General features: G+C 39.7%; 23 protein-coding genes and 1 pseudogene. 19 read left to right on the plus strand and 5 right to left on the minus strand.

Annotation, left to right across the window (positions count from 1 at the left end; translation table 11 throughout):
• Window positions 1-78: 78 nt before the first annotated feature.
• Window positions 79-1,050 (minus strand): annotated as a pseudogene (locus ACXYSM_RS06875) (IS30 family transposase).
• Window positions 1,051-1,198: 148 nt separating this feature from the next.
• On the opposite strand from ACXYSM_RS06875, the gene ACXYSM_RS06880 reads away from it, so the two are divergent.
• From ACXYSM_RS06880 to nrdI, 10 genes are all read left to right on the plus strand, one after another.
• Window positions 1,199-1,438 (plus strand): GlsB/YeaQ/YmgE family stress response membrane protein, encoded by a 240-nt coding sequence (locus ACXYSM_RS06880; protein WP_458634839.1) that lies wholly within the window; start codon window positions 1,199-1,201, stop codon window positions 1,436-1,438.
• 85 nt (window positions 1,439-1,523) lie between these two features.
• The gene (amaP, locus tag ACXYSM_RS06885; protein ID WP_004250677.1) at window positions 1,524-2,087 is read left to right on the plus strand and encodes an alkaline shock response membrane anchor protein AmaP; all 564 of its coding nucleotides are present in this window, start codon (window positions 1,524-1,526) and stop codon (window positions 2,085-2,087) included.
• Between the two features lie 11 nt (window positions 2,088-2,098).
• On the plus strand, window positions 2,099-2,269 hold the full coding sequence (locus ACXYSM_RS06890) for a DUF2273 domain-containing protein (RefSeq protein WP_004250679.1): 171 nt from the start codon (window positions 2,099-2,101) through the stop codon (window positions 2,267-2,269).
• Between the two features lie 11 nt (window positions 2,270-2,280).
• Complete coding sequence (locus tag ACXYSM_RS06895) at window positions 2,281-2,898, plus strand: Asp23/Gls24 family envelope stress response protein (protein WP_458634840.1); 618 nt, start codon at window positions 2,281-2,283, stop codon at window positions 2,896-2,898.
• 36 nt (window positions 2,899-2,934) lie between these two features.
• Window positions 2,935-3,141 carry a CsbD family protein gene (locus ACXYSM_RS06900; RefSeq protein WP_004250682.1) on the plus strand — a complete coding sequence of 69 codons (207 nt, stop codon included), beginning with the start codon at window positions 2,935-2,937 and terminating at the stop codon, window positions 3,139-3,141.
• Window positions 3,142-3,684: 543 nt separating this feature from the next.
• Entirely contained in the window at window positions 3,685-4,299 is a 615-nt protein-coding gene (locus ACXYSM_RS06905; protein ID WP_458634841.1) for a YesL family protein, read from the plus strand.
• Window positions 4,277-5,950, plus strand: coding sequence for a sensor histidine kinase (locus ACXYSM_RS06910; protein WP_458634842.1), 1,674 nt, complete (start codon window positions 4,277-4,279; stop codon window positions 5,948-5,950). Before ACXYSM_RS06905 ends, ACXYSM_RS06910 begins: the two co-directional genes overlap by 23 nt.
• Window positions 5,951-5,952: 2 nt before the next feature.
• Window positions 5,953-7,239 (plus strand): response regulator transcription factor, encoded by a 1,287-nt coding sequence (locus ACXYSM_RS06915; protein ID WP_458634843.1) that lies wholly within the window; start codon window positions 5,953-5,955, stop codon window positions 7,237-7,239.
• A 61-nt stretch (window positions 7,240-7,300) separates the two neighbouring features.
• Window positions 7,301-7,831 carry an ABC transporter permease gene (locus ACXYSM_RS06920; protein WP_458634844.1) on the plus strand — a complete coding sequence of 177 codons (531 nt, stop codon included), beginning with the start codon at window positions 7,301-7,303 and terminating at the stop codon, window positions 7,829-7,831.
• Between the two features lie 75 nt (window positions 7,832-7,906).
• The gene (gene nrdI, locus ACXYSM_RS06925) at window positions 7,907-8,374 is read left to right on the plus strand and encodes a class Ib ribonucleoside-diphosphate reductase assembly flavoprotein NrdI (protein WP_458634845.1); all 468 of its coding nucleotides are present in this window, start codon (window positions 7,907-7,909) and stop codon (window positions 8,372-8,374) included.
• Between the two features lie 115 nt (window positions 8,375-8,489).
• On the opposite strand, the gene ACXYSM_RS06930 is transcribed toward nrdI, so the two are convergent.
• Window positions 8,490-8,738, minus strand: coding sequence for a MarR family transcriptional regulator (locus ACXYSM_RS06930; RefSeq protein WP_458634846.1), 249 nt, complete (start codon window positions 8,736-8,738; stop codon window positions 8,490-8,492).
• Window positions 8,739-9,084: 346 nt separating this feature from the next.
• On the minus strand, window positions 9,085-10,776 hold the full coding sequence (argS, locus tag ACXYSM_RS06935) for an arginine--tRNA ligase (protein ID WP_458634847.1): 1,692 nt from the start codon (window positions 10,774-10,776) through the stop codon (window positions 9,085-9,087).
• A gap of 153 nt (window positions 10,777-10,929) precedes the next feature.
• Here argS and argR point away from each other — a divergent pair, with 153 nt between their 5' ends.
• The gene (gene argR, locus ACXYSM_RS06940; RefSeq protein WP_004250715.1) at window positions 10,930-11,376 is read left to right on the plus strand and encodes an arginine repressor; all 447 of its coding nucleotides are present in this window, start codon (window positions 10,930-10,932) and stop codon (window positions 11,374-11,376) included.
• Between the two features lie 46 nt (window positions 11,377-11,422).
• Window positions 11,423-13,957 (plus strand): DNA mismatch repair protein MutS, encoded by a 2,535-nt coding sequence (gene mutS / locus ACXYSM_RS06945; RefSeq protein WP_458634848.1) that lies wholly within the window; start codon window positions 11,423-11,425, stop codon window positions 13,955-13,957.
• A 39-nt stretch (window positions 13,958-13,996) separates the two neighbouring features.
• Here mutS and ACXYSM_RS06950 read toward each other — a convergent pair whose 3' ends face one another.
• On the minus strand, window positions 13,997-14,455 hold the full coding sequence (locus ACXYSM_RS06950; protein WP_458634849.1) for a DUF3021 domain-containing protein: 459 nt from the start codon (window positions 14,453-14,455) through the stop codon (window positions 13,997-13,999).
• A complete protein-coding gene (locus tag ACXYSM_RS06955; RefSeq protein ID WP_458634850.1) occupies window positions 14,452-14,892 on the minus strand; it encodes a LytTR family DNA-binding domain-containing protein in 441 nt (146 codons plus the stop codon). The genes ACXYSM_RS06950 and ACXYSM_RS06955 overlap by 4 nt, the downstream gene beginning before the upstream one ends.
• A 342-nt stretch (window positions 14,893-15,234) precedes the next feature.
• Here ACXYSM_RS06955 and rpsL point away from each other — a divergent pair, with 342 nt between their 5' ends.
• The 7 genes from rpsL to ACXYSM_RS06990 all read left to right on the plus strand — a co-directional run bounded on the left by rpsL (window position 15,235) and on the right by ACXYSM_RS06990 (window position 25,116).
• The gene (gene rpsL / locus ACXYSM_RS06960; RefSeq protein WP_001142332.1) at window positions 15,235-15,648 is read left to right on the plus strand and encodes a 30S ribosomal protein S12; all 414 of its coding nucleotides are present in this window, start codon (window positions 15,235-15,237) and stop codon (window positions 15,646-15,648) included.
• 19 nt (window positions 15,649-15,667) lie between these two features.
• On the plus strand, window positions 15,668-16,138 hold the full coding sequence (gene rpsG / locus ACXYSM_RS06965; protein WP_004250722.1) for a 30S ribosomal protein S7: 471 nt from the start codon (window positions 15,668-15,670) through the stop codon (window positions 16,136-16,138).
• Between the two features lie 312 nt (window positions 16,139-16,450).
• The gene (gene fusA / locus ACXYSM_RS06970) at window positions 16,451-18,532 is read left to right on the plus strand and encodes an elongation factor G (protein ID WP_458634851.1); all 2,082 of its coding nucleotides are present in this window, start codon (window positions 16,451-16,453) and stop codon (window positions 18,530-18,532) included.
• Window positions 18,533-18,647: 115 nt separating this feature from the next.
• Window positions 18,648-23,045, plus strand: coding sequence for a PolC-type DNA polymerase III (locus ACXYSM_RS06975; protein ID WP_458634852.1), 4,398 nt, complete (start codon window positions 18,648-18,650; stop codon window positions 23,043-23,045).
• Between the two features lie 72 nt (window positions 23,046-23,117).
• Window positions 23,118-23,633, plus strand: coding sequence for a DnaA ATPase domain-containing protein (locus ACXYSM_RS06980; protein WP_458634853.1), 516 nt, complete (start codon window positions 23,118-23,120; stop codon window positions 23,631-23,633).
• Between the two features lie 15 nt (window positions 23,634-23,648).
• Window positions 23,649-24,599, plus strand: coding sequence for a helix-turn-helix transcriptional regulator (locus tag ACXYSM_RS06985; RefSeq protein ID WP_458634854.1), 951 nt, complete (start codon window positions 23,649-23,651; stop codon window positions 24,597-24,599).
• A 394-nt stretch (window positions 24,600-24,993) separates the two neighbouring features.
• Window positions 24,994-25,116, plus strand: coding sequence for a hypothetical protein (locus tag ACXYSM_RS06990; protein WP_257375148.1), 123 nt, complete (start codon window positions 24,994-24,996; stop codon window positions 25,114-25,116).
• Window positions 25,117-25,154: the final 38 nt, after the last annotated feature.

Genomic DNA, 25,154 nt, shown 5'->3' on the forward strand with positions numbered 1-25,154 from the left:
TAAAATGAAATGAGGTTGGGCAAAAAGTCTTTAAAATCCCCAATTGTCAAGTCAAGTGCAACAAAGTTGTTCCTCTGATTAAGTGAATATCTTTCCAGCTGTTTGAGTTAGCTCAAACAGCTTTTTTGCGGACTGATAGCCATGGATTTTTCTTAGGCTTTCATTGATAGTTTTGATATAGGCTTCTAAAAGGTTCGAACCTAGTTCTTTGAGTGAAACTCCCTTTGGTATGAATTCTCTCAAAAGTCCATTAAAATTCTTATTTGTATCTCGTTCATAAGATGAATAGTTATATGGAAAATAAATATTTTAGCCCTCTATCTTGCTCAATAATGGGATAAAGTTTTATACACTCTAAGATGTTTGATTTACATACTATACTTTCTTTTCGACGAATTTCTTTGCGACAGCATACCATGTTTGTCGTTCTACCAAGGTCAAAATAGAAGGTTCTCCCATTGTCTTTACACCTAGAACAGAATCGATTTCCCAATATTCAAAACGGGAACGATTATTGATCTCTTCGGGTCTTTCTTAAATTGACTTTCTTAGATGTTTTTTGTAGAGGGACACTTGGTAAATTAATGACTTTAATCTCTAATAATCCTTGATGGGTATAGCTATAGAGCGTCTTGGTTGAAGGAAAAACTGCATCTAAATGCTGTAATTTATAGGTGTGAACAAAAAGTATTCACGTTATGTCTCCTTGGCTTCTATTTCATTACTTTTGTAAATTTTATCAGAAAGTCATCCGATACACGGCCCAGTTTCAGATAATAGCTGGCTTCTATACTATGACGATAACGGTTATGGGCAATATCTGCATAATAGTGTTGGGAATAGACTTTCTGCCCGATTTACTTTTTTCACTTGTGTTAGGGAATCACGATTGATTTCACGGGAAATAGTAGAGTGATTTCTCCTCAGTCGACAAGCAATCTCTGTAGGTTTGAGTCCTAAACATAAATAAGCCTCAATTTTTCCTCGTTCAGTGTCAGATAAGTGTTTGTAGGATTGATTTGCGGTAGAATAATTAGTGGACATATTCATTTTCCTTTAGACTGTTTTTGTGTTGTTTTTAAAAATAGACATTTTATTAAAGCACATATTCGTGAGCATATAATTTGAGTGCGCTCTCATATTTTGATATACTATATTTAACCCAGATATATAGGGGTAATGAAAGGAGGCGCATATTATGTTGTGGTCCATTATTGTAGGAGGCTTTATCGGCCTTGCAGCAGGGGCAATCACTAAAAAAGGTGGCTCAATGGGAGTAATTGCTAATATATTTGCCGGTTTAATCGGTTCATCAGTAGGTCAATCACTCCTTGGTACTTGGGGACCTTCACTAGCTGGTATGGCTATCATTCCATCTATTGTTGGTGCAGTGATTGTAGTTTCTGTGGTATCGTTCTTTTTGAGTAAAAAAGGTTAATGTTTTACTCGAAAGCAGACTATAGCTTTTAATTTATAATGACGGGTAAAGCTATGGTTTGTTGCACTAATTGAAAGGATTTTATATGTCAAAATCAAAGAAAATATTATTGTTTATTTTCTGTATTTTAATCTTGACAATTTTCCTTCCTATTTTGATAGATTACCACCAGGTTAGTGATTTAGGGATTCAATTGACTAGCTGGCGACAGACATCATTTGAATATTATCTCGCTAGATATGTATTTTGGGGGCTTCTAGGCCTGTCTATCTTAGTTTTATTATGGATGTTAGTAATCCTGTTTTATCCTAGACAATATCTGGAAATAAAACTTGGAACTAAAGACGATAAATTAAAACTAAAAAATTCAGCTATTGAAGGGTTTGTTCGATGTTTATTGGATGAACACAAGATAGTCAAAAATCCCAAAATTCAGGTACATACTCGGAAAAAGAAATGTTTCGTTTATGTAGAAGGTACAGCTGTTCTTTCAGATAACATTGCTAACAAATTTGAAGTAGTTCAAAACGAAATCACTCAAGGATTGAAAGAATTCTTTGGTATTGATCGAGAGGTTAAACTGGAAGTTTCAGTGAAAGAATATGACCCTCAAAAAGCAGCTAAGAAAATTGTTAGTCGTGTAAAGTAAGGAAGTAAAAAATGGAATGGTTTAAAAAATATCAATACCCAATTCTGTGTGGTGTAGTAGGTATTATTCTAGCCTGCTTCATCCTATCCTTCGGTTTCTTTAAAACATTGTTCGTTTTAATCTGTGGAGCCCTAGGAATTTGGTTGGGATACTATGTACAGAAGAATTATTTAAATAAATAAAGGAGTTTCATATGTCAAACGTAGAAAAAAATGTAAATGTAAATACTGAAAAAAAAGATGTTGTTGTTTCTAAAGATGTTCGCGGAGAATTAACTTACGAAGATAAAGTTATTCAAAAAATCATCGGTCTTTCACTAGATAGAGTCCCAGGACTATTACATGTTGACGGTGGATTCTTCTCAAATCTTACAGAAAAACTTGTTAACACTAACGATGTAACACACGGTGTTAACGTTGAAGTTGGTAAAGAACAAGTAGCAGTTGACTTGAACGTTATCGTAGAGTACAGAAAAAACGTTCCAACTCTATACAAGGAAATCAAAGACGTTATCGTATCAGAAGTTGCGAAAATGACTGATCTAGAAGTAGTTGAAGTTAACGTTAATGTTGTTGACATCAAAACTAAAGAACAACATGAAGCAGACTCAGTTAGCCTTCAAGATCGTGTAACTGACGTGGCAGAATCAACAGGTGAGTTCGCGTCAGAACAATTTTCTAGAGTTAAAGCTGGAATCGGTTCAGGTGTTGAAAAACTTGGCGAAGGTGCTGAATTCGTTCAAGAAAAAGTTGGGCAAGGCGTTGAAACTGTTAAAGACGCTGCAGCCAAAGCAGAACCACGTGTACACTAATTTATAATTTAGAAAAAATAAAAGGAGGACATACTTATGTCTACAGAAGAAAAATTCAACCAAGCAGCAGGAGCTGTTAAAGAAGGCGTTGGTAAATTGGTAGGTGACAAAGGGCTTGAAAGCGAAGGAGCTGCTGAAAAAGTTGCTTCTAAAGTTAAAGAAGTCGCTGAAGATGCAAAAGATGCTATTGAAGGCGCTGTTGAAGGTGTTAAAAATATCTTTAAAAAAGACGACGCTAAATAATAAAATTTAGGTAATCTTGCTATTTTCCTTGAAAACACTCCCTAACTGGGGGTGTTTTTGTTATTCGTTTTTATCAATGCACGTTTTATAGAGAAAAAAAGAATACAGGACAAACAAATTCCTGTATTCTTAAAATAACTTAGAACAGATATGTTAATGAAATGACTAACATGATTATAGTGCAAATTATTTTTACGATTTTTACATATTGTTGTTTGAACAATTTATCAGAGAAAAGACTCAAAATAAGAGCAATCCAAAACACGGTAGTTCTTAAAATAAAAATAGTCATGGTCCATACTCCTTTCGTTATTTTACCAAGCCAATAATTAAGTTGAATAGCAATGAACTAATCTTCAAATATGTCCATCTGTCCTGGAGAAAGGTTTATTCTTTGATTATTAATCGGTTTCTCTATCTATCTTTATTATAGTACAAAGATCCTTATTAAACCAATAAATGTATTTATTTTTAGTGCTCCTATTTTTGAGAGCGCTTGAAATATGTTATAATAAAACTAGATTAATTTATAGGAGGCAAACCGTGGGAAATTTCATTGAGCTAGTCTTTCATCGTTTCTTTTTGGGGATGATTGCGACGGCTTATTTTTGGTTATTGACACTAGCAGGAGGAGTGGTCTTTGGTATAGCACCCGCTAGTGCAACTCTCATGAGTTTATTTGCTGAAAACGGCTATTCTTACCGTGCTTATCGCTTCAAGGAAGCATGGGCATTATTTAAGAGCAATTTTGTTAAAAGTAATCTCAGTTTCTACACCTTTATAGGGATTGACTTGCTCTTGATTTATGGCTTGTATCTGATGATTCAGTTGCCAAACCAGACCATTATCCACTTGGCAGCAACATTTCTAAATATCTTTTTAGTAGCCTTGGTATTTTTGGCCTATACGGTATCTTTAAAGCTACAGGTTTACTTTGAATTATCCTATAAAAACACCTTAAAGCTTGCCTTTATCGGAATTTTTATGAGTTTGTCAGCAGTGGCCAAGGTTCTCCTTGGTAGCGTCTTGTTGGCCATTATTGGTTTCTATATGCCAGCCCTCATCGCCTTTGTAGGTATTGGAATGTGGCACTTCTTTATTAGTGATTTATTGGAGCCTGTTTATGAAAGTATTCATGAAAAATTGGCAACCAAATAAGACCAAGCAATTCCGCCTCCACTCACTCCTAAGAATCTATAGCCTGGTGATGATTATCATCATTTCCTGCTTTGCTCTCTTGATTTCTTATGCAGACTGGGATATGCGTGAAAGGGAAGCCAATCGTGTCGGTCAGCGTGTTCTCGCTCGAACAGTTGATGAAGTTGAATACTACTATCGGGAGTCAACCCGCCTAGCCCAGAGTTTAGTAGATAATCAAGCTCGGATTGAAGGGATTTACAAATATTTTAGCCTCAGTACGCCAGATTATTTTTACTGGCAGTTAGAACGCAAGGCGTCGCCCTATATTTCCGTTTCTATTTATGAAAATATCGATGATATATACGTGCGAAACGATTTTGTAACAGGAATTTCGATTGTTCTACAGGATTCAACAGACGTATTTGTTTCCAAAAGAGGAAACCGAGGTGGGCAAAAGATTCCAGCTGAGAGCTTTAAACCAGATGCCAATAGTTTCGCTGTTCCAGTGTCTGATCCCATCTCGGACCAAGCTCTAGGGGTCATTTATATTTCCGTAGAACCAGAATTCCTCTATAAGGCGATTGACAATACCAGGGGAACAATTCCTGTTGCCGTAACGGTAATTGCACCATATGAAACAGATATGTTCTATATTGGAGCGAAGGGAACGAATGAGTCTTGGTTGGTAGGAACAACTGCCCATGGTTATCAAGTTCGAGTAGCTGTACCAAAGGATTATGTTTGGAGTGGGACTTTAGCGAGTTCGGCACTTATTTTAGGTTTGAGCGCCCTCTTTATCATCATTTTATATATGACTTTAAGAAGGACTTTTTCTGACTATCAAAGTCAGGTTGTGGACTTGGTGGACTCCATCCAAGCCATTACTAAGGGAGAGCAGACCAAGAGAATTGACACAGATAAAAAGGACCAGGAATTGCTACTAATTGCTGAGTCGACAAATGATATGTTGGATCGACTAGAAAGTAATATTCACGATATTTATCAACTGGAACTCAATCAAAAAGATGCCAACATGCGAGCCTTACAAGCTCAAATTAATCCGCATTTCATGTACAATACTCTGGAATTTTTGCGGATGTATGCAGTGATGGAGAATCAAAATGAGCTAGCAGATATCATCTATGAGTTCAGTAGTCTCCTGCGCAATAATATCTCTGACGAGCGAGAAACGACCCTCAAACAAGAAGTGGAGTTTTGTCGGAAGTACAGTTATCTCTGTATGGTTCGCTATCCAAAATCCATTGCCTATGGATTTAAGATTGACCCTGAATTGGAAGAAATGCGTATTCCAAAGTTTACCCTCCAACCTTTAGTGGAAAATTATTTTGCCCATGGAGTTGACCACAGAAGAACAGATAATGTTATCAGTATCAAGGCTTTGAAAAAAGATGGCTATGTCGAAATCTTAGTAACCGATAATGGTCGTGGGATGTCTGCTGAAAAACTAGCAGAAATTCAAGGGAAACTGGCTCAAAGAACCTTTGAACACACAGCAGATTATAAGGAACAGCGACAGTCTATTGGGATTGTGAATATCCACGAACGTTTTGTGCTCTACTTTGGAGACCGCTATAACATTAGTGTAGCATCTGCTGAACAAAAAGGTGTTCAATATCGAATCACCATTCAGGATGAAGAGAAAGGATAAACATGTATAAAGTACTATTAGTTGATGATGAGTACATGATTACAGAAGGACTGAAGCGTTTGATCCCTTTTGAAAAATGGGATATGGAAGTCGTTGCAACAGCCAATCATGCGGATGACGCTTTGGACTATGTTCGGGAGCATCCCGTAGATATCGTCATTTCTGATGTCAACATGCCTGACAAGACAGGACTTGAAATGATTGGGGAGATGAAGGAACTCTTGCCAGAGGCTTACTATATCCTTCTCTCAGGCTATCAAGAATTTAACTATGTCAAGAAAGCCATGAACCTCAATGTTGTAGATTATCTTGTCAAACCAGTTGATAAGGTTGAGCTGGAGCATTTGCTCGAGAAAATCCTTGGTCAGCTTCGTGAGAAAGTGCATGAACCAGAAATGTTAAGTCAGAAGTTAGACGACGAAGCATTTAAAGAACACCTGTCTCAAAAAGAAAATTGGTGGATTGGTCTTTCCCGAGAAAAACAAGGGGATTTTGTCATTCCTTACTATGTTCTAGGTCAGGACTGGCAGATTGTGATTGCAGCTCAGAAATTCGATGGTTTACTCGTTATGCCTTTTGAGTCACCTTATCAGGCAAACTTTGAAAAATGGAAATTTGACGTTGAAAAAGCACTCTTCTATGGGACTGTAAATCTAGATCAATCTGAAAGTCTCTTTTCTTATTATGAACCCATCTATCGAGTGATTATCCAAGGAAATCTTCAGCAGATTATCGAAGAGTTGAACCTGCTTGAGAAGATTGTGCTGGAAAACACACCGAGGGTGTCCATTACCAAGCAACTCTTTACTCAGTTTGTGATGGATGTCTTCCACCTCTTTGAGCATCTGAAAGCAGATGATATGACAGATATTGTCAAAAGAATTCATGCCATTACAAACTTTGAAGACTTAGTGGCTTATACCAAGGAAACCTTGACGTCCTTCTTTGGTCAATATCGTATGAATGAAAATGTCGTCAGTGTACTTGAAGTTATTGGCAGAGACTATAAAAAAGAACTTTCTCTCAAGGATATCAGCAAGGATCTCTTTATCAATCCTGTGTATTTAGGTCAGTTAATCAAGAAGGAAACCAATTCAACCTTTGCTGAACTCCTAAATAAGCAACGGATTAAGGCAGCCCAGCAACTTTTACTATCTACAAATGATAGTATTGAGGATATTTGCTATACGGTTGGTTATAGTAATGTAGGGTATTTCTACAAGGTCTTTCGAAAACTATGTGGAAAGTCTCCTAAGGCCTACCGCAAGCAGATTGAGGTCACCCTCTAAGATTTGTTATCCATTTTAAAATATGCTATAATAAGTTCAAAAATATGAGGAGGTTACTTTTATGAAAAAGAAACCAATCTATCTATGGGTTTTATTAGTCTTATCTGCGATTAATTCGGTCTTGGCAGTAGTTGGAATATTCACTCCAGTACCTAGTAAGGACGCACTTCGTGCTAGCCAAGAAAATGTTGGGACACTTAGTGCTCAACAAATAGAAGATGCTGTTAACTATGCCCACCAAGTGTCAGAGTCATCCCACTCTATTTTTAACACGATACTCATTATTCTATCTGCTATCCTAGTTGTAGTAGCCTTTGTTTTCTTAATTCGTAAGAACCTGCAGTTGGCAAACTACACTTATGTTGGATATGCCTTGCTAGCTATTGTTGGACTAGTCCATGACAATATGAATCTACAAGATGCTATGCAATTGATTAAAGATGACACCCTACGTTTAGGAATGGAAGTCATGTCAAAAGTAACCACTATCATATTCATCGTCATCAATGTTATCTTTTTGGGAATCGTCTTCTATAAAATATGGCGTCAGCAAAAAGAATTAACAGAATCTCAAGAGGAAGAACTCGCCTAAGAGTTGACAAAGGATAACTATCAAGATACAATCTTGGTAGTTATTTTTTTGGATTCGAGAAAGAGGGAGGAAAAGATGAAAAAAATTTCCTTAGTTTATATCAGTCTAAGTGGCAACACGGAGAGTTTCGTAACACGTTTGAAAGCTTATTTGTTGGAGCAGTATGCGAACATTGAAGTAGAAAAAATTCATATTAAAGACTTGGTCAAGGATGGAGAAGACTTCTTTGAAATGACCAACCCATATGTGGCTTTTCTACCGACTTACCTCGAAGGTGGCAATGGGGTTGACAATGGTGATGTAGAAATTTTGACCACTCCGGTAGGTGACTTTATCGCATATGGTGATAATGCTAGCAAGTGTTTTGGTGTCGTAGGATCGGGTAACCGTAATTTCAATAACCAATACTGTTTGACCGCCAAGCAATACAGCCAGCGCTTTGGTTTTCCAGTCCTAGCTGACTTTGAAATGCGTGGTATGTTGGGAGACATCAAAAAGGTTGCTGGAATTATTGCAGAGCTTTACGAACTTGAGGTTTCGTAAGAGGCAGATTTTCTAAGCCTATGGATAATGGAATTACTAGGACTTATTATTCTGGAATGTGTTTTAACAATCAGTGGACAAAAAAAACTCGAGAATTTTCATCTCGAGTTTTTTATTATTTGCGAATTTCGTCAACTATTTCTTTTGAAATTGGAATTCCTAAACGGTAACCTTTGTTGATGTAGTCAATGACATCATTGATGTTTTCTGTCGATTGGATTTTCTCTGTGATAGTTGCACGAAAAACTGGATCTTTCAATAGTTGGTCTTGAAGCAGTCTTTGAAGTTTCTCTTTTTCATATTTGTTGACAAGAAAGAGAAAAAGAAGACTGATAACAACTAGAATATAAGCATACTGGCTCATAAAAATTCTCCCTAAGTGATAAAGAAGTAAGTGGTTAGAGAAAAACGAATATCTTCGCCTTTCGAGTGATGATAGTATAAAGCAATTCTTATAGGCTTGTGCCTTAGTTACTTAGATTGCTTTGCAATAAATTAATTTAATAGATCACGACATGCATCCAAATAAGTCGATATTATTTATTTGGATGCATTAGTAAGGCGTTTAGGCAAATCACCTCATTTACGACGTCTTTCGGTAGAAATCGATAATATTTCTATCGAAAGACTAGTGAGGCGCCTAGCCAAAGTCCAAATAGGATTTGGCGTTAGTTACTTAGATTGCTTTGCAATCAAGTAACTTTGGCGAGTTACATCTTCTCTGGCGCCTCTACACCCAACAGACGAAGGGCTTCCTTGAGGACAACTGCTGTTGCATAGCTAAGAGCTAGACGACTGTCACGTTCTGGACTCTCATCCAAGATGCGAGTGTGGGCATAGTATTTGTTAAAGGCTTGCGCTAAGCTGATTGCAAATTTAGCGATGATAGAAGGTTCGTAATTATCAGCTGCACGTTTAATGATACGCGGGAAATCCTGGATGAGCTTGATGATTTCCCAGCTTTCAGCATCGTTCAAGCTATAGTTGGCACCTACTTCAGGTTTGAAATCGGCTTTACGCAAGATCGATTGGATACGAGCGTAGGCGTATTGAACATAAGGACCAGTCTCCCCTTCGAAGGATACCATAGCTTCAAGGTCGAAGTCATATCCATTTGTACGGTCAGTTTTAAGGTCATAGAATTTAATGGCCCCAACTCCAACAGCATGAGCGACCTGGTCTTTGTTTTCAAGTTCTGGATTTTTGGCTTCAATCTGCGCTTTAGCACGACTGATGGCTTCTGCAACAGTTGGTTCTAGCAAGATAACATTCCCTTTACGAGTAGAAAGTTTCTTTCCTTCTTTTGTAACCAAGCCAAACGGAACATGGACAATGTCTTGGCTCCAATCGTAACCCATCTCTTGCAAGACAGCCTTGAGTTGTTTGAAGTGAGCAGATTGCTCTTGACCAACGACATAGATTGATTTGGCAAATTGGTATTCGTTTTTACGGTAGAGGGCCGCAGCCAAGTCACGTGTGATGTAGAGAGTTGCACCGTCAGATTTCTTGATAAGAGCTGGGTGTTCAATTCCATATTTTTCAAGATTAACAACTTGAGCACCTTCTGATTCGACTAATAGTCCTTTTTCAGAAAGGATGTCCACAACTGCATCCATTTTATCATTGTAGAAAGCTTCTCCGTTATAGCTGTCGAATTCAACTTGTAGCTCATTGTAGAGACGGTTAAATTCTACTAAGCTTTCATCGCGGAACCATTGCCAAAGAGCGAGAGCTTCCTCATCGCCGTTTTCAAGCTTGCGAAACCATTCGCGTGCTTCTTCATCCAAGCTTGGATCGTTCTCAGCTTCAGCATTAATGCGGACATAGAGTTTGAGAAGTTCATCAATTGGATGTGCTTTGACAGCTTCTTCATTACCCCATTTCTTGTAGGCAACAATCAACATCCCAAACTGTTTACCCCAGTCTCCCAAATGGTTGACCTTGACAGTTTTATAGCCGATTTTTTGGAAGATATGTGACAAGCTGTCTCCGATAACTGTTGAACGAAGGTGACCGATTGAAAATGGTTTAGCGATATTAGGGCTAGACATGTCAATCACGACATTTTCTTGTTTACCGATCTCTTGGTCAGCATAGTGCTCTTTTTCAGTGATAACGTCTTGGAGTACTTGACCAGAAATAGCAGCTTTGTCCAGGAAAAAGTTGACATAAGGTCCTGTCGCTACTACCTTTTCAAAGGCTTGACTATTAATCTTTTCAGCGATCTCAGCAGCAATCATTTGAGGGGCTTTACGCTCAACCTTTGCCAACGAGAAGGCAGGGAAGGCGATATCTCCCATATCTGAGTTTTTAGGTGTTTCTAGTAAATTTAAAATAGCCTCTTGGTCCAGGCTATCAATGACGCTAGCCAGCTCGCTAGCAATCAATTCTTTTGTATTCATTTAGGGCTCCTTTAGGGCTTTTCTACTATTTTATCACAATTTACTACATTTTTTTTGAAAGAAGAGATATTTTTTGAAATATCCAGTTTTTTTGATATAATGTTCTTACTAAAAAAATGTAAAATGTTATAAATATACACTTGAAAGGATCTTATGAGAAAAAGAGAACGTCATCAGCTCATCAAGCGAATGATTACAGAAGAAAAATTAGGAACTCAAAAAGAAATTCAAGATCGATTGGAAGCCTGTGATGTCTTTGTGACACAAACGACATTATCTCGTGATTTGCGAGAGCTTGGCTTAACCAAAGTTAAGAAAAACGATGTTGTTTACTATGTGCTAGCAAATGAGACAGAGAAGATTGATCTAGTCGAATTCCTTTCACATCACTTAGAGGGTGTTGCAAGAGCCGAATTCACCTTGGTTCTCCACACTAAACTTGGAGAAGCATCCGTTTTAGCCAATGTAGTAGATTCAAATAAAGATGGGTGGATTTTAGGTACTGTTGCCGGAGCGAATACCTTGTTGGTTATCTGTAAGGATCAACATGCAGCTAAAGTCATGGAAGAACGCTTGCTAGAGTTAATGGAAGATAGATAAGGTCTTGAGAGCTCCTCTCAGGACTGTTTTTACAAGGAGAGAGTAAATGACTACTGAAAAATTATCACCTGGGATGCAACAGTATGTGGATATCAAAAAACAATATCCGGATTCTTTTTTGCTCTTTCGCATGGGTGATTTTTATGAGTTGTTTTATGAAGATGCCGTCAATGCTGCTCAGATTCTAGAGATTTCGTTGACCAGTCGCAATAAAAATGCTGAAAATCCTATTCCTATGGCAGGTGTACCCTATCACTCTGCCCAACAGTACATCGATGTCCTAGTTGAACGTGGCTACAAGGTTGCCATCGCTGAACAGATGGAAGACCCCAAACAAGCTGTGGGTGTCGTTAAACGTGAGGTTGTTCAAGTTATTACACCAGGGACAGTTGTTGATAGTAGCAAGCCAGATAGCCAAAACAACTTTTTGGTAGCTATTGATCATGATGGGTCTCAATATGGTTTGGCCTACATGGACCTGGTCACAGGTGATTTTTATGTGACAGGACTATCAGATTTTTCTCTAGTCTGTGGTGAAATCCGTAACCTCAAGGCCAGAGAAGTAGTGATTGGCTACGAACTATCCGAAGTGGAAGAGCAGATTCTAAATCGTCAAATGAATCTAGTACTTTCCTATGAACAGGAAGCGTATGAAGATGTACATCTACTAGATTCAGAATTGGCATCTGTTGAAAGAGTAGCTAGTGGAAAACTTCTTCAGTATGTTCATCGGACGCAGATGAGAGAGTTGAATCACTTAAAGCCTGTTATCCGTTATGAGATCAAAGATTTCTTGCAGATGGATTTTGCGACCAAGGCCAGTCTTGATTTGGTTGAAAATGCTCGTTCAGGCAAGAAACAAGGCAGTCTTTTCTGGTTGCTAGACGAGACCAAGACCGCCATGGGTATGCGTCTTCTGCGTTCTTGGATTCAACGTCCTTTGATTGATAAGGAGCGTATCCTTGAGCGTCAGGAGGTTGTGCAAGTCTTTCTGGATTATTTCTTTGAGCGCAGTGATTTAACGGAAAGTCTCAAGGGAGTCTACGATATCGAGCGTCTGGCGAGTCGAGTATCTTTTGGCAAAAGCAACCCTAAAGACCTCTTGCAATTAGCCACTACCCTGGGTAGCGTCCCACGAATTCGAGCAATTTTAGAAGGAATGGAGCAACCAGCTCTAACTTATCTCATTGAACAACTAGATGCTATTCCTGAGTTGGAAAGCCTGATAAGTGCCGCCATTGCCCCTGAGGCTCCTCATGTGATTACAGAGGGTGGGATTATCCGGACTGGCTTTGATGAGACCTTGGATAAATACCGTCGTGTGCTGAGAGAAGGCACTAGCTGGATAGCTGAGATTGAGGCTAAGGAAAGAGAAAATTCTGGTATCAATACTCTCAAGATTGATTACAATAAAAAAGACGGCTACTATTTCCATGTGACCAACTCGCAGCTCGGTAATGTTCCAGCCCACTTTTTCCGTAAGGCTACGCTAAAAAACTCTGAGCGTTTTGGAACAGAGGAGTTGGCGCGTATCGAGGGCGAAATGCTAGAGGCGCGTGAGAAATCAGCAAACCTAGAATACGAAATCTTTATGCGTATTCGTGAGGAGGTTGGCAAGTATATCCAACGTCTACAGGCTCTGGCTCAAGGAATCGCTACTGTCGATGTCTTGCAAGGCTTGGCAGTAGTTGCAGAAAAACAACACCTGATTCGACCAGAGTTTGGGCAAGAGTCTAGAATTGCTATCCAAAATGGTCGTCACGCAGTTGTTGAAAAGGTCATGGGAGCTCAGACCTATATTCCCAATAGTATCCAGATGGATGAAGATACTAGCATCCAACTAATTACAGGTCCGAACATGAGCGGGAAGTCAACCTACATGCGTCAACTAGCCATTACAGCGATTATGGCCCAGATGGGTTCTTATGTCCCTGCGGAAAGTGCTTGTTTGCCAATCTTTGATGCAATTTTTACACGTATCGGGGCGGCAGATGACTTGGTTTCAGGCCAATCTACCTTTATGGTAGAGATGATGGAAGCTAATAATGCCATTAGTCATGCGACAAAGGATTCATTAATTCTATTTGATGAGCTTGGTCGAGGAACCGCAACTTATGATGGTATGGCTCTAGCCCAGTCTATTATCGAGTATATCCATGAGCATATTGGTGCCAAGACTCTCTTTGCTACGCACTACCATGAATTAACTAGTCTGGAAGCTAGTCTTGAACATCTAGTAAATGTACATGTGGCTACGCTTGAGCAAAATGGCCAGGTTACCTTCCTTCATAAGATTGAACCAGGTCCAGCTGATAAATCATACGGTATTCACGTTGCTAAGATTGCAGGATTGCCAGCAGACTTGCTAAAAAGAGCGGATGCGATTCTAACTCAACTAGAGAGCCAAGGTCAGGAAAATCCAATTTCTATCAATCAAAGGAATGTTGTCAATGAGCAAATGTCTCTCTTTGATGAAAAAGAAGAAAATCCTATCCTAGCAGAATTGGCCCAAGTAGATGTGTACAATATGACACCGATGCAAGCCATGAATCTCTTATTAGAGCTAAAACAAAAATTATAAGCAAAAACCCACTCCGTTTTGTGAGTGGGTTTTTAGGTCTTATTTTTTCTTAGCCAATAATTGGTTGATATGGGCAACCTTCTTTGATTCTCTCTTGTAGAGAACGACCCAGATGATGAGGTAGACGATTGCAAACTCTGGGATGAGTTGAAGGATGAAAGTCCAGTGAAGAGGAAACCAGCCTGCTAGGATTGCTAGAGGTACAAAACCTAGTAGCATGAGGAAGAAGTGAGTGACAGTCGCACGAAGAAGGCTCCAATCTTGAGCGAATAGACGGCTACCAAAACTAAAGAGGACTCCAATAGCTGACCAGATAAGTGTACAGTAGAGCAAAACTAGAGCACCGTGAACCTGATGACTGCTCATGAATTGACCAACAGGAGATTCAGGGCTGAGAGGTGCGTAGTTGCTTGGTGAATAGATAAAAGAAAAGATAATAGATAGGGTGAGGCCGATGAGGATACCAGTTGTGGCATCGTGGAAGACTTGTTTTTTCATAGTTCTAATTTCTCCTTAATGGTTTTGAGGTAACGGCGAGATGAGTAGGTGAAACTTTCGTTTTTAAGATAAATTTCAATCAAGCCGTTAGAGGTTAGTTTTAGATGACTAATTGCATCAATGTTGACAATTTCCGATTGGGAAATTTGGATAAAGGAAGCAGGTAGAAGTTCACTTGCTTGGTAGAGACGAATGTCAAGTGCATAGGTTTGGCTATCCGTTTCGGCCAGAACCTTACGATTTTCAATGTATACACGCTGAATCTTGCTAATCTGAATCAAGTAGACCTGGTCTTGGAATTTTCCTTTAAGAGTTTCTTTTTGTTCAAGATTTTGTACAAAGTCCTGAACCTTTTGAACTTTAGATGACAAGGTCGGTGCCTCTATGATGATTTGCTCTTCGGTGTATTGCTGATCAATATCAAGTCTGAGTTTCATAATTTCTCCTTTATAAAGTTGTAATAGAGATCTCTTACTTACAAATCTATTAAACACCATTTTGTCGACAAATACAAGAAGCTCTGTCTATGTGGTCGGTTGAAGAGTCTATCTGGTAGGTGACCGTTTTCAAAGAGATTTTAGAGCAAAGAAGTCAAAAAATAAGAAGAAATATATTGACAAAAATAGAAAAAAAGTGGTACAATGTTAGACGGTACTTTTTACTTTTGGTCTCTCAAGAGTGTACAGGGACGTGCTGACAAATGTTGCAAAAGTACACACAGATGATAGCTGTCACCAAGTGTATCATCACCAAAAATAAAAAAACACAGGAGAATGTAGATGCCTACAATTAACCAATTGGTTCGCAAACCGCGTAAATCAAAAGTAGAAAAATCTAAATCACCAGCTTTGAACGTTGGTTACAACAGTCATAAAAAAGTTCAAACAAACGTTTCTTCACCACAAAAACGTGGTGTAGCAACTCGTGTTGGAACTATGACACCTAAAAAACCTAACTCTGCCCTTCGTAAATTTGCTCGTGTACGTTTGAGCAACCTTATCGAAGTTACTGCCTACATCCCAGGTATCGGACACAACTTGCAAGAGCACAGCGTGGTGCTTCTTCGTGGTGGACGTGTAAAAGACCTTCCAGGGGTACGTTACCATATCGTCCGTGGTGCACTTGATACTGCAGGTGTTAACGATCGTAAACAAGGCCGTTCTAAATACGGTACTAAACGTCCAAAAGCATAAGGAAAGGGGATAAAGAGAAATGAGTCGTAAAAATAGAGCTCCAAAACGTGAAGTATTGCCAGATCCGCTTTACAATTCACAATTAGTTACTCGTCTTATCAACCGCGTTATGCTTGATGGTAAACGTGGTACAGCTGCTTCAATCGTTTACGGTGCTTTTGAGCAAATCAAAGAAGCTACTGGTAACGATGCACTTGAAGTATTTGAAACAGCTATGGAAAACATCATGCCTGTACTTGAAGTACGTGCACGTCGTGTTGGTGGATCTAACTACCAAGTCCCAGTTGAAGTTCGTCCAGAACGTCGTACAACACTTGGACTTCGTTGGTTGGTAACAATCGCTCGCCTTCGTGGTGAACACACAATGCAAGATCGTCTTGCAAAAGAAATCTTGGATGCTGCTAACAACACTGGTGCAGCAGTTAAAAAACGTGAAGACACTCACCGTATGGCTGAAGCTAACCGTGCCTTCGCACACTTCCGTTGGTAATAAAATGATACCAAGAGCGGCAAAGGCCCAAGGCAAAAATAGGAAACTGATGCAGTGTTCAGTGAACACAAAGCAGTTTATCTTTTTTGCACCGGGCCTCGCTCGGGTTCAAATCAGTTAACTTGAGCTTTTAGCCCGAGTTCAATTCAGCTAAAGAGCTCCTAGCTCTCAGCTACAATTCAACTTCCCATCTCACAAGTTGAAACCAACTAAACAAGATAAACATTGAGAACGGGTAGGTCCTGCCTATCCGTTTTTATTAAATCGTGTTATAATAGAATAGAAATAAAAAATATAGGAGAAACAAACCTCATGGCACGCGAATTTTCACTTGAAAAAACTCGTAATATCGGTATCATGGCTCACGTCGATGCTGGTAAAACAACTACAACTGAGCGTATCCTTTACTACACTGGTAAAATCCACAAAATCGGTGAAACTCACGAAGGTGCGTCTCAAATGGACTGGATGGAGCAAGAGCAAGAACGTGGTATCACTATCACATCTGCTGCGACAACAGCTCAATGGAACAACCACCGCGTAAACATCATCGACACACCAGGACACGTGGACTTCACAATCGAAGTACAACGTTCTCTTCGTGTATTGGACGGTGCGGTTACAGTTCTTGACTCACAATCAGGTGTTGAGCCTCAAACTGAAACAGTTTGGCGTCAAGCAACTGAGTACGGAGTTCCTCGTATCGTATTTGCCAACAAAATGGATAAAATCGGTGCTGACTTCCTTTACTCAGTAAGCACACTTCACGATCGTCTTCAAGCAAATGCACACCCAATTCAATTGCCAATCGGTGCTGAAGATGACTTCCGTGGTATCATCGACTTGATCAAGATGAAAGCTGAAATCTATACGAATGACCTTGGTACAGATATCCTTGAAGAAGACATTCCAGCTGAATACCTTGACCAAGCTCAAGAGTACCGTGAAAAATTGATTGAAGCAGTTGCTGAAACTGACGAAGAATTGATGATGAAATACCTCGAAGGTGAAGAAATCACTAACGAAGAATTGAAAGCTGGTATCCGTAAAGCGACTATCAATGTTGAATTCTTCCCAGTATTGTGTGGTTCTGCCTTCAAGAACAAGGGTGTTCAATTGATGCTTGATGCGGTTATCGACTACCTTCCAAGCCCACTTGATATCCCTGCGATCAAAGGTATCAACCCAGATACAGATGAAGAAGAAACTCGTCCAGCATCTGATGAAGAGCCATTTGCAGCTCTTGCCTTCAAGATCATGACTGACCCATTCGTAGGTCGTTTGACATTCTTCCGTGTTTACTCAGGTGTTCTTCAATCAGGTTCTTACGTATTGAACACATCTAAAGGTAAACGTGAACGTATCGGACGTATCCTTCAAATGCACGCTAACAGCCGTCAAGAAATCGACACTGTTTACTCAGGTGATATCGCTGCTGCTGTTGGTTTGAAAGACACTACAACTGGTGACTCATTGACAGATGAAAAAGCTAAAATCATCCTTGAGTCAATCAACGTTCCAGAACCAGTTATCCAATTGATGGTTGAGCCAAAATCTAAAGCTGACCAAGATAAGATGGGTATCGCCCTTCAAAAATTGGCTGAAGAAGATCCAACATTCCGCGTTGAAACGAACGTTGAAACTGGTGAAACAGTTATCTCTGGTATGGGTGAACTTCACCTTGACGTCCTTGTTGACCGTATGCGTCGTGAGTTCAAAGTTGAAGCGAACGTAGGTGCTCCTCAAGTATCTTACCGTGAAACATTCCGCGCTCCTACTCAAGCACGTGGATTCTTCAAACGTCAGTCTGGTGGTAAAGGTCAATTCGGTGATGTATGGATTGAATTTACTCCAAACGAAGAAGGAAAAGGATTCGAATTCGAAAACGCAATCGTCGGTGGTGTGGTTCCTCGTGAATTCATCCCAGCGGTTGAAAAAGGTTTGGTAGAATCTATGGCTAACGGTGTTCTTGCAGGATACCCAATGGTTGACGTGAAAGCTAAGCTTTACGATGGTTCATACCACGATGTCGACTCATCTGAAACTGCCTTCAAGATCGCTGCATCTCTTGCCCTTAAAGAAGCTGCTAAGACTGCACAACCAGCTATCCTTGAACCAATGATGCTTGTAACAATCACTGTTCCAGAAGAAAACCTTGGTGATGTTATGGGTCACGTAACTGCTCGTCGTGGACGTGTAGATGGTATGGAAGCACACGGTAACAGCCAAATCGTTCGTGCTTACGTTCCACTTGCTGAAATGTTTGGTTACGCAACAGTTCTTCGTTCTGCATCTCAAGGACGTGGTACATTCATGATGGTATTTGACCACTACGAAGATGTACCTAAGTCAGTACAAGAAGAAATCATTAAGAAAAACAAAGGTGAAGACTAATACGTCGTCACTCTACAAGGAAGTCACTTAGTGACTTCCTTTTTCTGTTTGGTAGAAATAGCTAAAACTCCCTCAAATATGGTAAAATAGAAGGAGTATATTGTGAGGAAAATGGATGTCAACCACTTTTGAAATTTTAATGAATCAGTTGGGAATTCCCGCTGAGATAAGAAATCATGAGGCCTTCTCCCAGGCTGAAATTGAACAAGTTATTGTCCACAAACAAAGCAACATTTGGGAGTTTCGTTTTGTATTTGAGAATATCCTCCCCTTTGAACTCTTTTTAGCATTGAAGAAGGGATTGAAAGAAGAATTTTCAAAAACAGGAAATCAAGCGACTTTCGAAATTAAAACGAAAACTCAAGATTTTTCAAGAGAGCTTTTACAGGCCTACTATCGGGAGGCTTTTTCAGCTGGACCTTGTTCTAGTCAAGGATTTCGGACCATGTATCAGGATTTTCAGGTTCGATTTGAAAATGATCAGTTGATTATTGAGGCCTCTGAAGCAGCAGATACAGAGCATTTCAGAAAAAATCATCTACCAAATCTTAGCAAACAACTGGAACTCTTTGGTTTTCCTAAGTTTACATGTCACTTAGAGAAAAATGAAGATTTGACCAAGGAAGAACAGGAAGCTTTCCATTCTGAAAATCAAATGATTGTTCAAGCTGCTAATGATGAAACCCTTCGAGCTATGGAACAGTTGGAGCAGATGGCACCACCTCCTCCAGTTGTTGAGGATAAACCTGTCTTTGATTTCCAAGCCAAGAAGGCAGCTGCTAAGCCTAAACTTGACAAGGCCGAGATTACGCCAATGATTGAGGTCAATACCGAAGAAAATCGACTGGTTTTTGAAGGAGTTGTCTTTGATGTGGAGCATAAGGTGACGAGAACGGGTCGTGTCTTGATTAACTTCAAGATGACGGACTATACGTCTAGTTTCTCCATGCAAAAATGGGTCAAAAATGAAGAAGAAGCTCAAAAGTTTGACATCATTAAGAAAAATTCATGGCTCCGTGTCCGTGGAAATGTTGAGATGAATAATTTCACACGAGATTTGACCATGAATGTACAAGATGTGCAGGAAGTCGTTCACTATGAACGTAAGGATTTGATGCCAGAAGGCGAGCGTCGCGTTGAGTTTCACGCCCATACCAACATGTCGACCATGGATGCTCTTCCTGAGGTAGAAGAAATCGTTGGAACAGCAGCCAAATGGGGACACAAAGCCGTAGCAATCACGGATCATGGAAATGTTCAGTCCTTCCCTCATGGGTACAAGGCTGCCAAGAAAGCAGGTATTCAGCTTATCTATGGTATGGAAGCCAATATCGTTGAAGACCGTGTTCCTATCGTTTATAACGAAGTGGAGATGGACCTTTCTGAAGCGACCTATGTGGTCTTTGACGTGGAAACGACAGGTCTATCAGCTATCTATAATGACTTGATTCAGGTTGCGGCTTCCAAGATGTATAAGGGGAATATCATCGCTGAGTTTGATGAATTTATCAATCCAGGGCATCCCTTATCAGCCTTTACAACCGAGTTAACGGGGATTACGGATGACCATGTAAAAAATGCGAAACCCTTGGTTCAAGTTCTGAAAGAATTCCAAGAATTCTGTAAAGATACAGTTCTTGTAGCCCATAATGCAAGCTTTGACGTTGGTTTCATGAATGCCAACTATGAGCGACATGGCCTTCCAAAAATCACTCAACCTGTCATCGATACGCTAGAGTTCGCTAGAAATCTCTATCCTGAGTACAAACGCCATGGTTTGGGTCCCTTAACCAAACGTTTTGGCGTAGCTCTAGAACACCACCATATGGCCAACTATGATGCGGAAGCAACTGGTCGTCTGCTCTTTATCTTTATCAAGGAAGTGGCAGAAAAATACGGTGTGACTGACTTAGCGCGATTGAACCTTGATTTAATCAGTCCAGATTCATATAAAAAAGCTCGTGTCAAGCATGCGACAATCTATGTGAAAAATCAAGTGGGCTTGAAAAATATCTTTAAGCTGGTGTCTCTCTCTAATACCCAGTATTTTGAAGGAGTTCCACGGATTCCACGTACGGTGCTGGATGCCCATCGAGAAGGCTTGATCTTAGGTTCGGCTTGTACAGAAGGGGAAGTCTTTGATGCAGTCGTTTCACAAGGGATAGATGCGGCAGTCGAAGTAGCTAAATACTATGATTTTATCGAGGTGATGCCTCCAGCTATCTATGCACCTCTGATTGCCAAAGAGCAGGTCAAGGATATGGAGGAGCTCCAGACCATCATCAAGAGCTTGATAGAGGTCGGAGACCGTCTCGGTAAGCCAGTTCTTGCGACAGGAAACGTCCACTATATCGAACCTGAGGATGAGATTTATCGGGAGATCATCGTGCGAAGTCTAGGTCAGGGTGCCATGATTAACCGAACGATCGGCCATGGAGAAGCTGCCCAACCAGCTCCGCTACCAAAGGCACACTTTAGAACAACTAATGAAATGTTGGATGAATTTGCCTTTCTAGGGGAAGACTTGGCTCGTAAGATTGTCATTGAAAATACCAATGCCTTGGCAGAAATCTTTGAGCCTGTTGAGGTCGTTAAAGGTGACTTGTACACGCCTTTCATTGACAAGGCTGAAGAAACGGTCGCCGAGTTAACCTATAAAAAAGCTTTTGAAATCTATGGAAATCCGCTGCCAGATATTGTCGATTTGCGGATTGAAAAAGAACTAACCTCTATCCTGGGGAATGGATTCGCCGTGATTTATCTGGCTTCGCAAATGCTAGTACAGCGCTCCAACGAGCGAGGCTACTTGGTTGGTTCCCGAGGGTCTGTCGGATCTAGTTTTGTTGCGACTATGATTGGGATCACCGAGGTTAATCCACTCTCTCCTCACTATGTCTGTGGTCAGTGTCAGTACAGTGAATTTATCACGGATGGTTCCTACGGTTCAGGCTTTGATATGCCAGATAAAGACTGTCCAAACTGTGGCCACAAGCTTAGCAAGAATGGACAGGATATTCCTTTCGAGACCTTCCTTGGTTTTGATGGGGATAAGGTACCTGATATCGATTTGAACTTCTCGGGTGAGGATCAGCCGAGCGCCCACTTGGATGTTCGTGATATCTTTGGGGAAGAATATGCCTTCCGTGCAGGAACGGTTGGTACGGTGGCTTCTAAAATAGCCTATGGATTTGTCAAAGGTTACGAGCGTGACTATGGCAAATTCTACCGAGAAGCCGAAGTTGAGCGCCTAGCCCAAGGAGCTGCTGGTGTTAAACGTACGACCGGTCAGCACCCAGGAGGAATCGTTGTTATCCCTAATTATATGGATGTCTATGACTTTACTCCAGTACAGTATCCTGCAGATGATGTCACTGCTGAATGGCAGACCACTCACTTTAACTTCCACGATATCGATGAGAACGTCCTCAAGCTCGATGTCCTTGGTCATGATGATCCGACTATGATTCGGAAATTGCAGGACTTGTCTGGGATTGACCCTAATGAAATCCCTATGGATGATGAAGGCGTGATGGCACTCTTTTCGGGCACAGATATCCTTGGAGTGACACCTGAGCAAATCGGGACTTCAACTGGTATGCTTGGTATTCCAGAGTTTGGAACTAACTTTGTTCGGGGCATGGTGGATGAAACCCATCCGACCACCTTTGCAGAATTGCTTCAGCTTTCTGGGCTGTCTCACGGTACCGACGTTTGGTTGGGAAATGCCCAGGATTTGATTAAGACTGGAATTGCAGACCTATCAACCGTTATCGGTTGTCGGGATGACATCATGGTTTACCTCATGCATGCAGGTTTAGATCCTAAGATGGCCTTTACCATCATGGAGCGCGTACGTAAGGGATTGTGGCTCAAAATCTCTGAAGAAGAGCGCAATGGTTATATCGAAGCCATGAAGGCCAATAATGTGCCTGAGTGGTATATCGAATCTTGTGGAAAAATCAAGTACATGTTCCCTAAAGCCCATGCGGCAGCCTACGTTATGATGGCCCTTCGCGTGGCCTACTTCAAGGTTCACCATCCAATTTATTATTACTGTGCATACTTCTCCATCCGTGCTAAGGCTTTTGATATCAAGACCATGGGGGCAGGCTTGGATGCAATTAAACGCAAGATGCAAGAAATTGCTGAAAAGCGCAAGAACAATGAAGCTTCCAACGTAGAAATTGACCTCTACACAACACTTGAAATCGTCAATGAGATGTGGGAACGTGGCTTTAAATTCGGCAAATTGGACCTCTATCGCAGTGATGCGACTGAATTCATCATCGATGGAGACACCCTTATCCCACCATTTGTAGCGATGGATGGTCTGGGAGAGAACGTTGCTAAGCAATTGGTTCGTGCCCGTCAAGAGGGAGAATTCCTCTCTAAAACTGAGTTGCGCAAGCGTGGAGGACTTTCCTCAACCTTGGTTGAAAAGATGGATGAAATGGGAATTCTCGGTAATATGCCAGAGGATAACCAGTTGAGTTTGTTTGATGATTTGTTTTAAAAAAAATAACAGACGGACAAATATTGTCCATCTGTTTTGTTATACTTATACCATAAAAAGAAAGAGGTTTAAATGATGGTCAATACAGGATTAGATAACAAATATCAATTTGAAAATTTTATAGAAAAAGATGGTAATGCTTTGGCAAAGAAAGGATCCTTAGAAGTAGTGAAGAACTTAGGATTAAAATATAATCCCCAATATAATCCTCTTTATATTTATGGGGAATCAGGTTCAGGTAAAACACATCTCCTTCAAGCAATTGGAAATAAGGTTCTTGAGAACAATCCAGAAAAGCGAGTAAAATATATTTCTGCCGAAAACTTATTAGAAAATGAGCTAGAGATACAAAAAGTTAGAGATGCAGAATTAGACCTTCTTATAGTTGATGATATCCAGATATTGGGAGAAAAAGATGATATGATTCAAGAAAAATTCTTTAATCTTTTTAATTCTCTACATGTTAAGGATAAGCAAATGGTTTTCTCTAGTGACACTGAACCAGATCAATTGGAAAATGTACCTTCTCGTTTGATTGTGCGTTTTAAATGGGGGATGACAGCGTGTCTAACATCGCTTGAAAAATAATAAGAAGGACTGCAAATGAATGATCAAGAGAGACTACTAAACATTTTTTTACGTTTACAGTTAGGTACTTCATTAGGAAAAAAGCAATTAGCCCAGGAATTTGAGGTTAGTGAAAAGACGATACAGAGAGATTTTTCGCTACTCCGTGATATTTTATCTAGTAACACCAGTTATAGTGGAGAATTGCTTTATAACCGTAAAACGAATAAGTATTGCTTAGCAAGTAAGTCAGTTTTTAATAAAAAGGATATTCTCGTTATTTCAAAGATTTTATTGGAAAATCGAGCACTGAATAAACCAGAAATTGATAACTTACTAAAAAATTTACTTGCCTTAGTTCCTCGTGATGACCAGAAAGAAATTGAGCAGATCATTGGCAGTGAAAAACTTAACTATATTCCCTTAACGGATCAGCAAGATAGAGTAGAGAAAATTTGGGATTTATCGGAAGCTATTTTGCATGAACAGGTTCTAGATATTATCTATCAAAACCCGTACTCTGAGTCTTCTAAGAGGCAGACTGTTTTGCCAGTCTCTCTTTACTATGATAGTCATTATTTCTATCTGGTTGTATACCAGTTGAAATATGAGACTTATATTACTTTAAGAGTAGACCGTATCCAGTCCTGGTCTCATAGTGATATAGAGAAACCCTCTATTTCTTATCGAGATAAATTTAGAGATGGAGACATTCGTAACGAGAGAGTAGACGCTTTTATTGGGAAAAGAATCAGAATTGAAATCGAGTACTTGTACGATCCGACTATTGTGATGGATCAATTTCCAAATGCAAAAATGGTTGGGAAAAATGGGGACTGGACTCATTTAAAATTTGAAAGTCAGCATACACCTGGGCTTAAAAGATGGTTACTCGGACAAGGGGAAGCAGTTACTGTTTTGTCTCCTCGGATTTTAGTAGAGGATATGAAGCAAACAATTCAAGAAATGATAGATAAATATAGATGAGGATGAAATGGAGATTCAATTTACTTCTAAAAAGGTTGGCGAACTATGGATAAATGATTTTTATTCAAACGTTATCAATCTTAAATGAACAAAAGTCATAATTACAAGATGCAGTAACTGATTGATTTAATTGTTCATTTTCTAAGTTCGGAAGAATGTTACACTATCTTTTCAGGGGTAGGACAGAACGAAATTTGCTAAAAATCGTACTATTTTACTCCTGCAATTATATACTGGTATTCTCAAATATAGAAAATTTATTGTAGTTGGTCTTAAATTGAGTAAAATAATATTATGTTCTACATAGACAATATTGATTTTACAATTTTTATATGCTATACTACCTCTAATGATTAATATATAATTAATAAATAAGTAGAAAGGTGATGGAGATATGACTGAATGGATTGTTATTGATCAGTTTGGCAACATGATTGCACAAGGATTTTGGACAAAGGAAGCAGCAGAACAGTATTCAAAAAATATTCCTAATACAAGTGTTATTCAAAAGAATTAGCCACTCTTAACTACAGATTCATATGAATTTGTAGTTTT

It is taken from the genome of Streptococcus sp. V940, assembly GCF_054353495.1.

Bases quoted from the DNA above. Each gene is read 5' to 3' on its own strand.
- argR (WP_004250715.1), top strand. From the start codon at position 10,930: ATGAGAAAAAGAGAACGTCATCAGCTCATCAAGCGAATGATTACAGAA.
- ACXYSM_RS06930 (WP_458634846.1), bottom strand. From the start codon at position 8,738: ATGAGCCAGTATGCTTATATTCTAGTTGTTATCAGTCTTCTTTTTCTC.
- ACXYSM_RS06910 (WP_458634842.1), top strand. From the start codon at position 4,277: ATGAAAAATTGGCAACCAAATAAGACCAAGCAATTCCGCCTCCACTCA.
- amaP (WP_004250677.1), top strand. From the start codon at position 1,524: ATGTCAAAATCAAAGAAAATATTATTGTTTATTTTCTGTATTTTAATC.
- ACXYSM_RS06890 (WP_004250679.1), top strand. From the start codon at position 2,099: ATGGAATGGTTTAAAAAATATCAATACCCAATTCTGTGTGGTGTAGTA.
- ACXYSM_RS06900 (WP_004250682.1), top strand. From the start codon at position 2,935: ATGTCTACAGAAGAAAAATTCAACCAAGCAGCAGGAGCTGTTAAAGAA.
- mutS (WP_458634848.1), top strand. From the start codon at position 11,423: ATGACTACTGAAAAATTATCACCTGGGATGCAACAGTATGTGGATATC.
- ACXYSM_RS06920 (WP_458634844.1), top strand. From the start codon at position 7,301: ATGAAAAAGAAACCAATCTATCTATGGGTTTTATTAGTCTTATCTGCG.
- ACXYSM_RS06980 (WP_458634853.1), top strand. From the start codon at position 23,118: ATGATGGTCAATACAGGATTAGATAACAAATATCAATTTGAAAATTTT.
- ACXYSM_RS06990 (WP_257375148.1), top strand. From the start codon at position 24,994: ATGACTGAATGGATTGTTATTGATCAGTTTGGCAACATGATTGCACAA.
- ACXYSM_RS06915 (WP_458634843.1), top strand. From the start codon at position 5,953: ATGTATAAAGTACTATTAGTTGATGATGAGTACATGATTACAGAAGGA.
- rpsL (WP_001142332.1), top strand. From the start codon at position 15,235: ATGCCTACAATTAACCAATTGGTTCGCAAACCGCGTAAATCAAAAGTA.
- ACXYSM_RS06880 (WP_458634839.1), top strand. From the start codon at position 1,199: ATGTTGTGGTCCATTATTGTAGGAGGCTTTATCGGCCTTGCAGCAGGG.
- ACXYSM_RS06975 (WP_458634852.1), top strand. From the start codon at position 18,648: ATGTCAACCACTTTTGAAATTTTAATGAATCAGTTGGGAATTCCCGCT.
- ACXYSM_RS06985 (WP_458634854.1), top strand. From the start codon at position 23,649: ATGAATGATCAAGAGAGACTACTAAACATTTTTTTACGTTTACAGTTA.
- ACXYSM_RS06895 (WP_458634840.1), top strand. From the start codon at position 2,281: ATGTCAAACGTAGAAAAAAATGTAAATGTAAATACTGAAAAAAAAGAT.
- nrdI (WP_458634845.1), top strand. From the start codon at position 7,907: ATGAAAAAAATTTCCTTAGTTTATATCAGTCTAAGTGGCAACACGGAG.
- fusA (WP_458634851.1), top strand. From the start codon at position 16,451: ATGGCACGCGAATTTTCACTTGAAAAAACTCGTAATATCGGTATCATG.
- argS (WP_458634847.1), bottom strand. From the start codon at position 10,776: ATGAATACAAAAGAATTGATTGCTAGCGAGCTGGCTAGCGTCATTGAT.
- ACXYSM_RS06950 (WP_458634849.1), bottom strand. From the start codon at position 14,455: ATGAAAAAACAAGTCTTCCACGATGCCACAACTGGTATCCTCATCGGC.
- ACXYSM_RS06955 (WP_458634850.1), bottom strand. From the start codon at position 14,892: ATGAAACTCAGACTTGATATTGATCAGCAATACACCGAAGAGCAAATC.
- rpsG (WP_004250722.1), top strand. From the start codon at position 15,668: ATGAGTCGTAAAAATAGAGCTCCAAAACGTGAAGTATTGCCAGATCCG.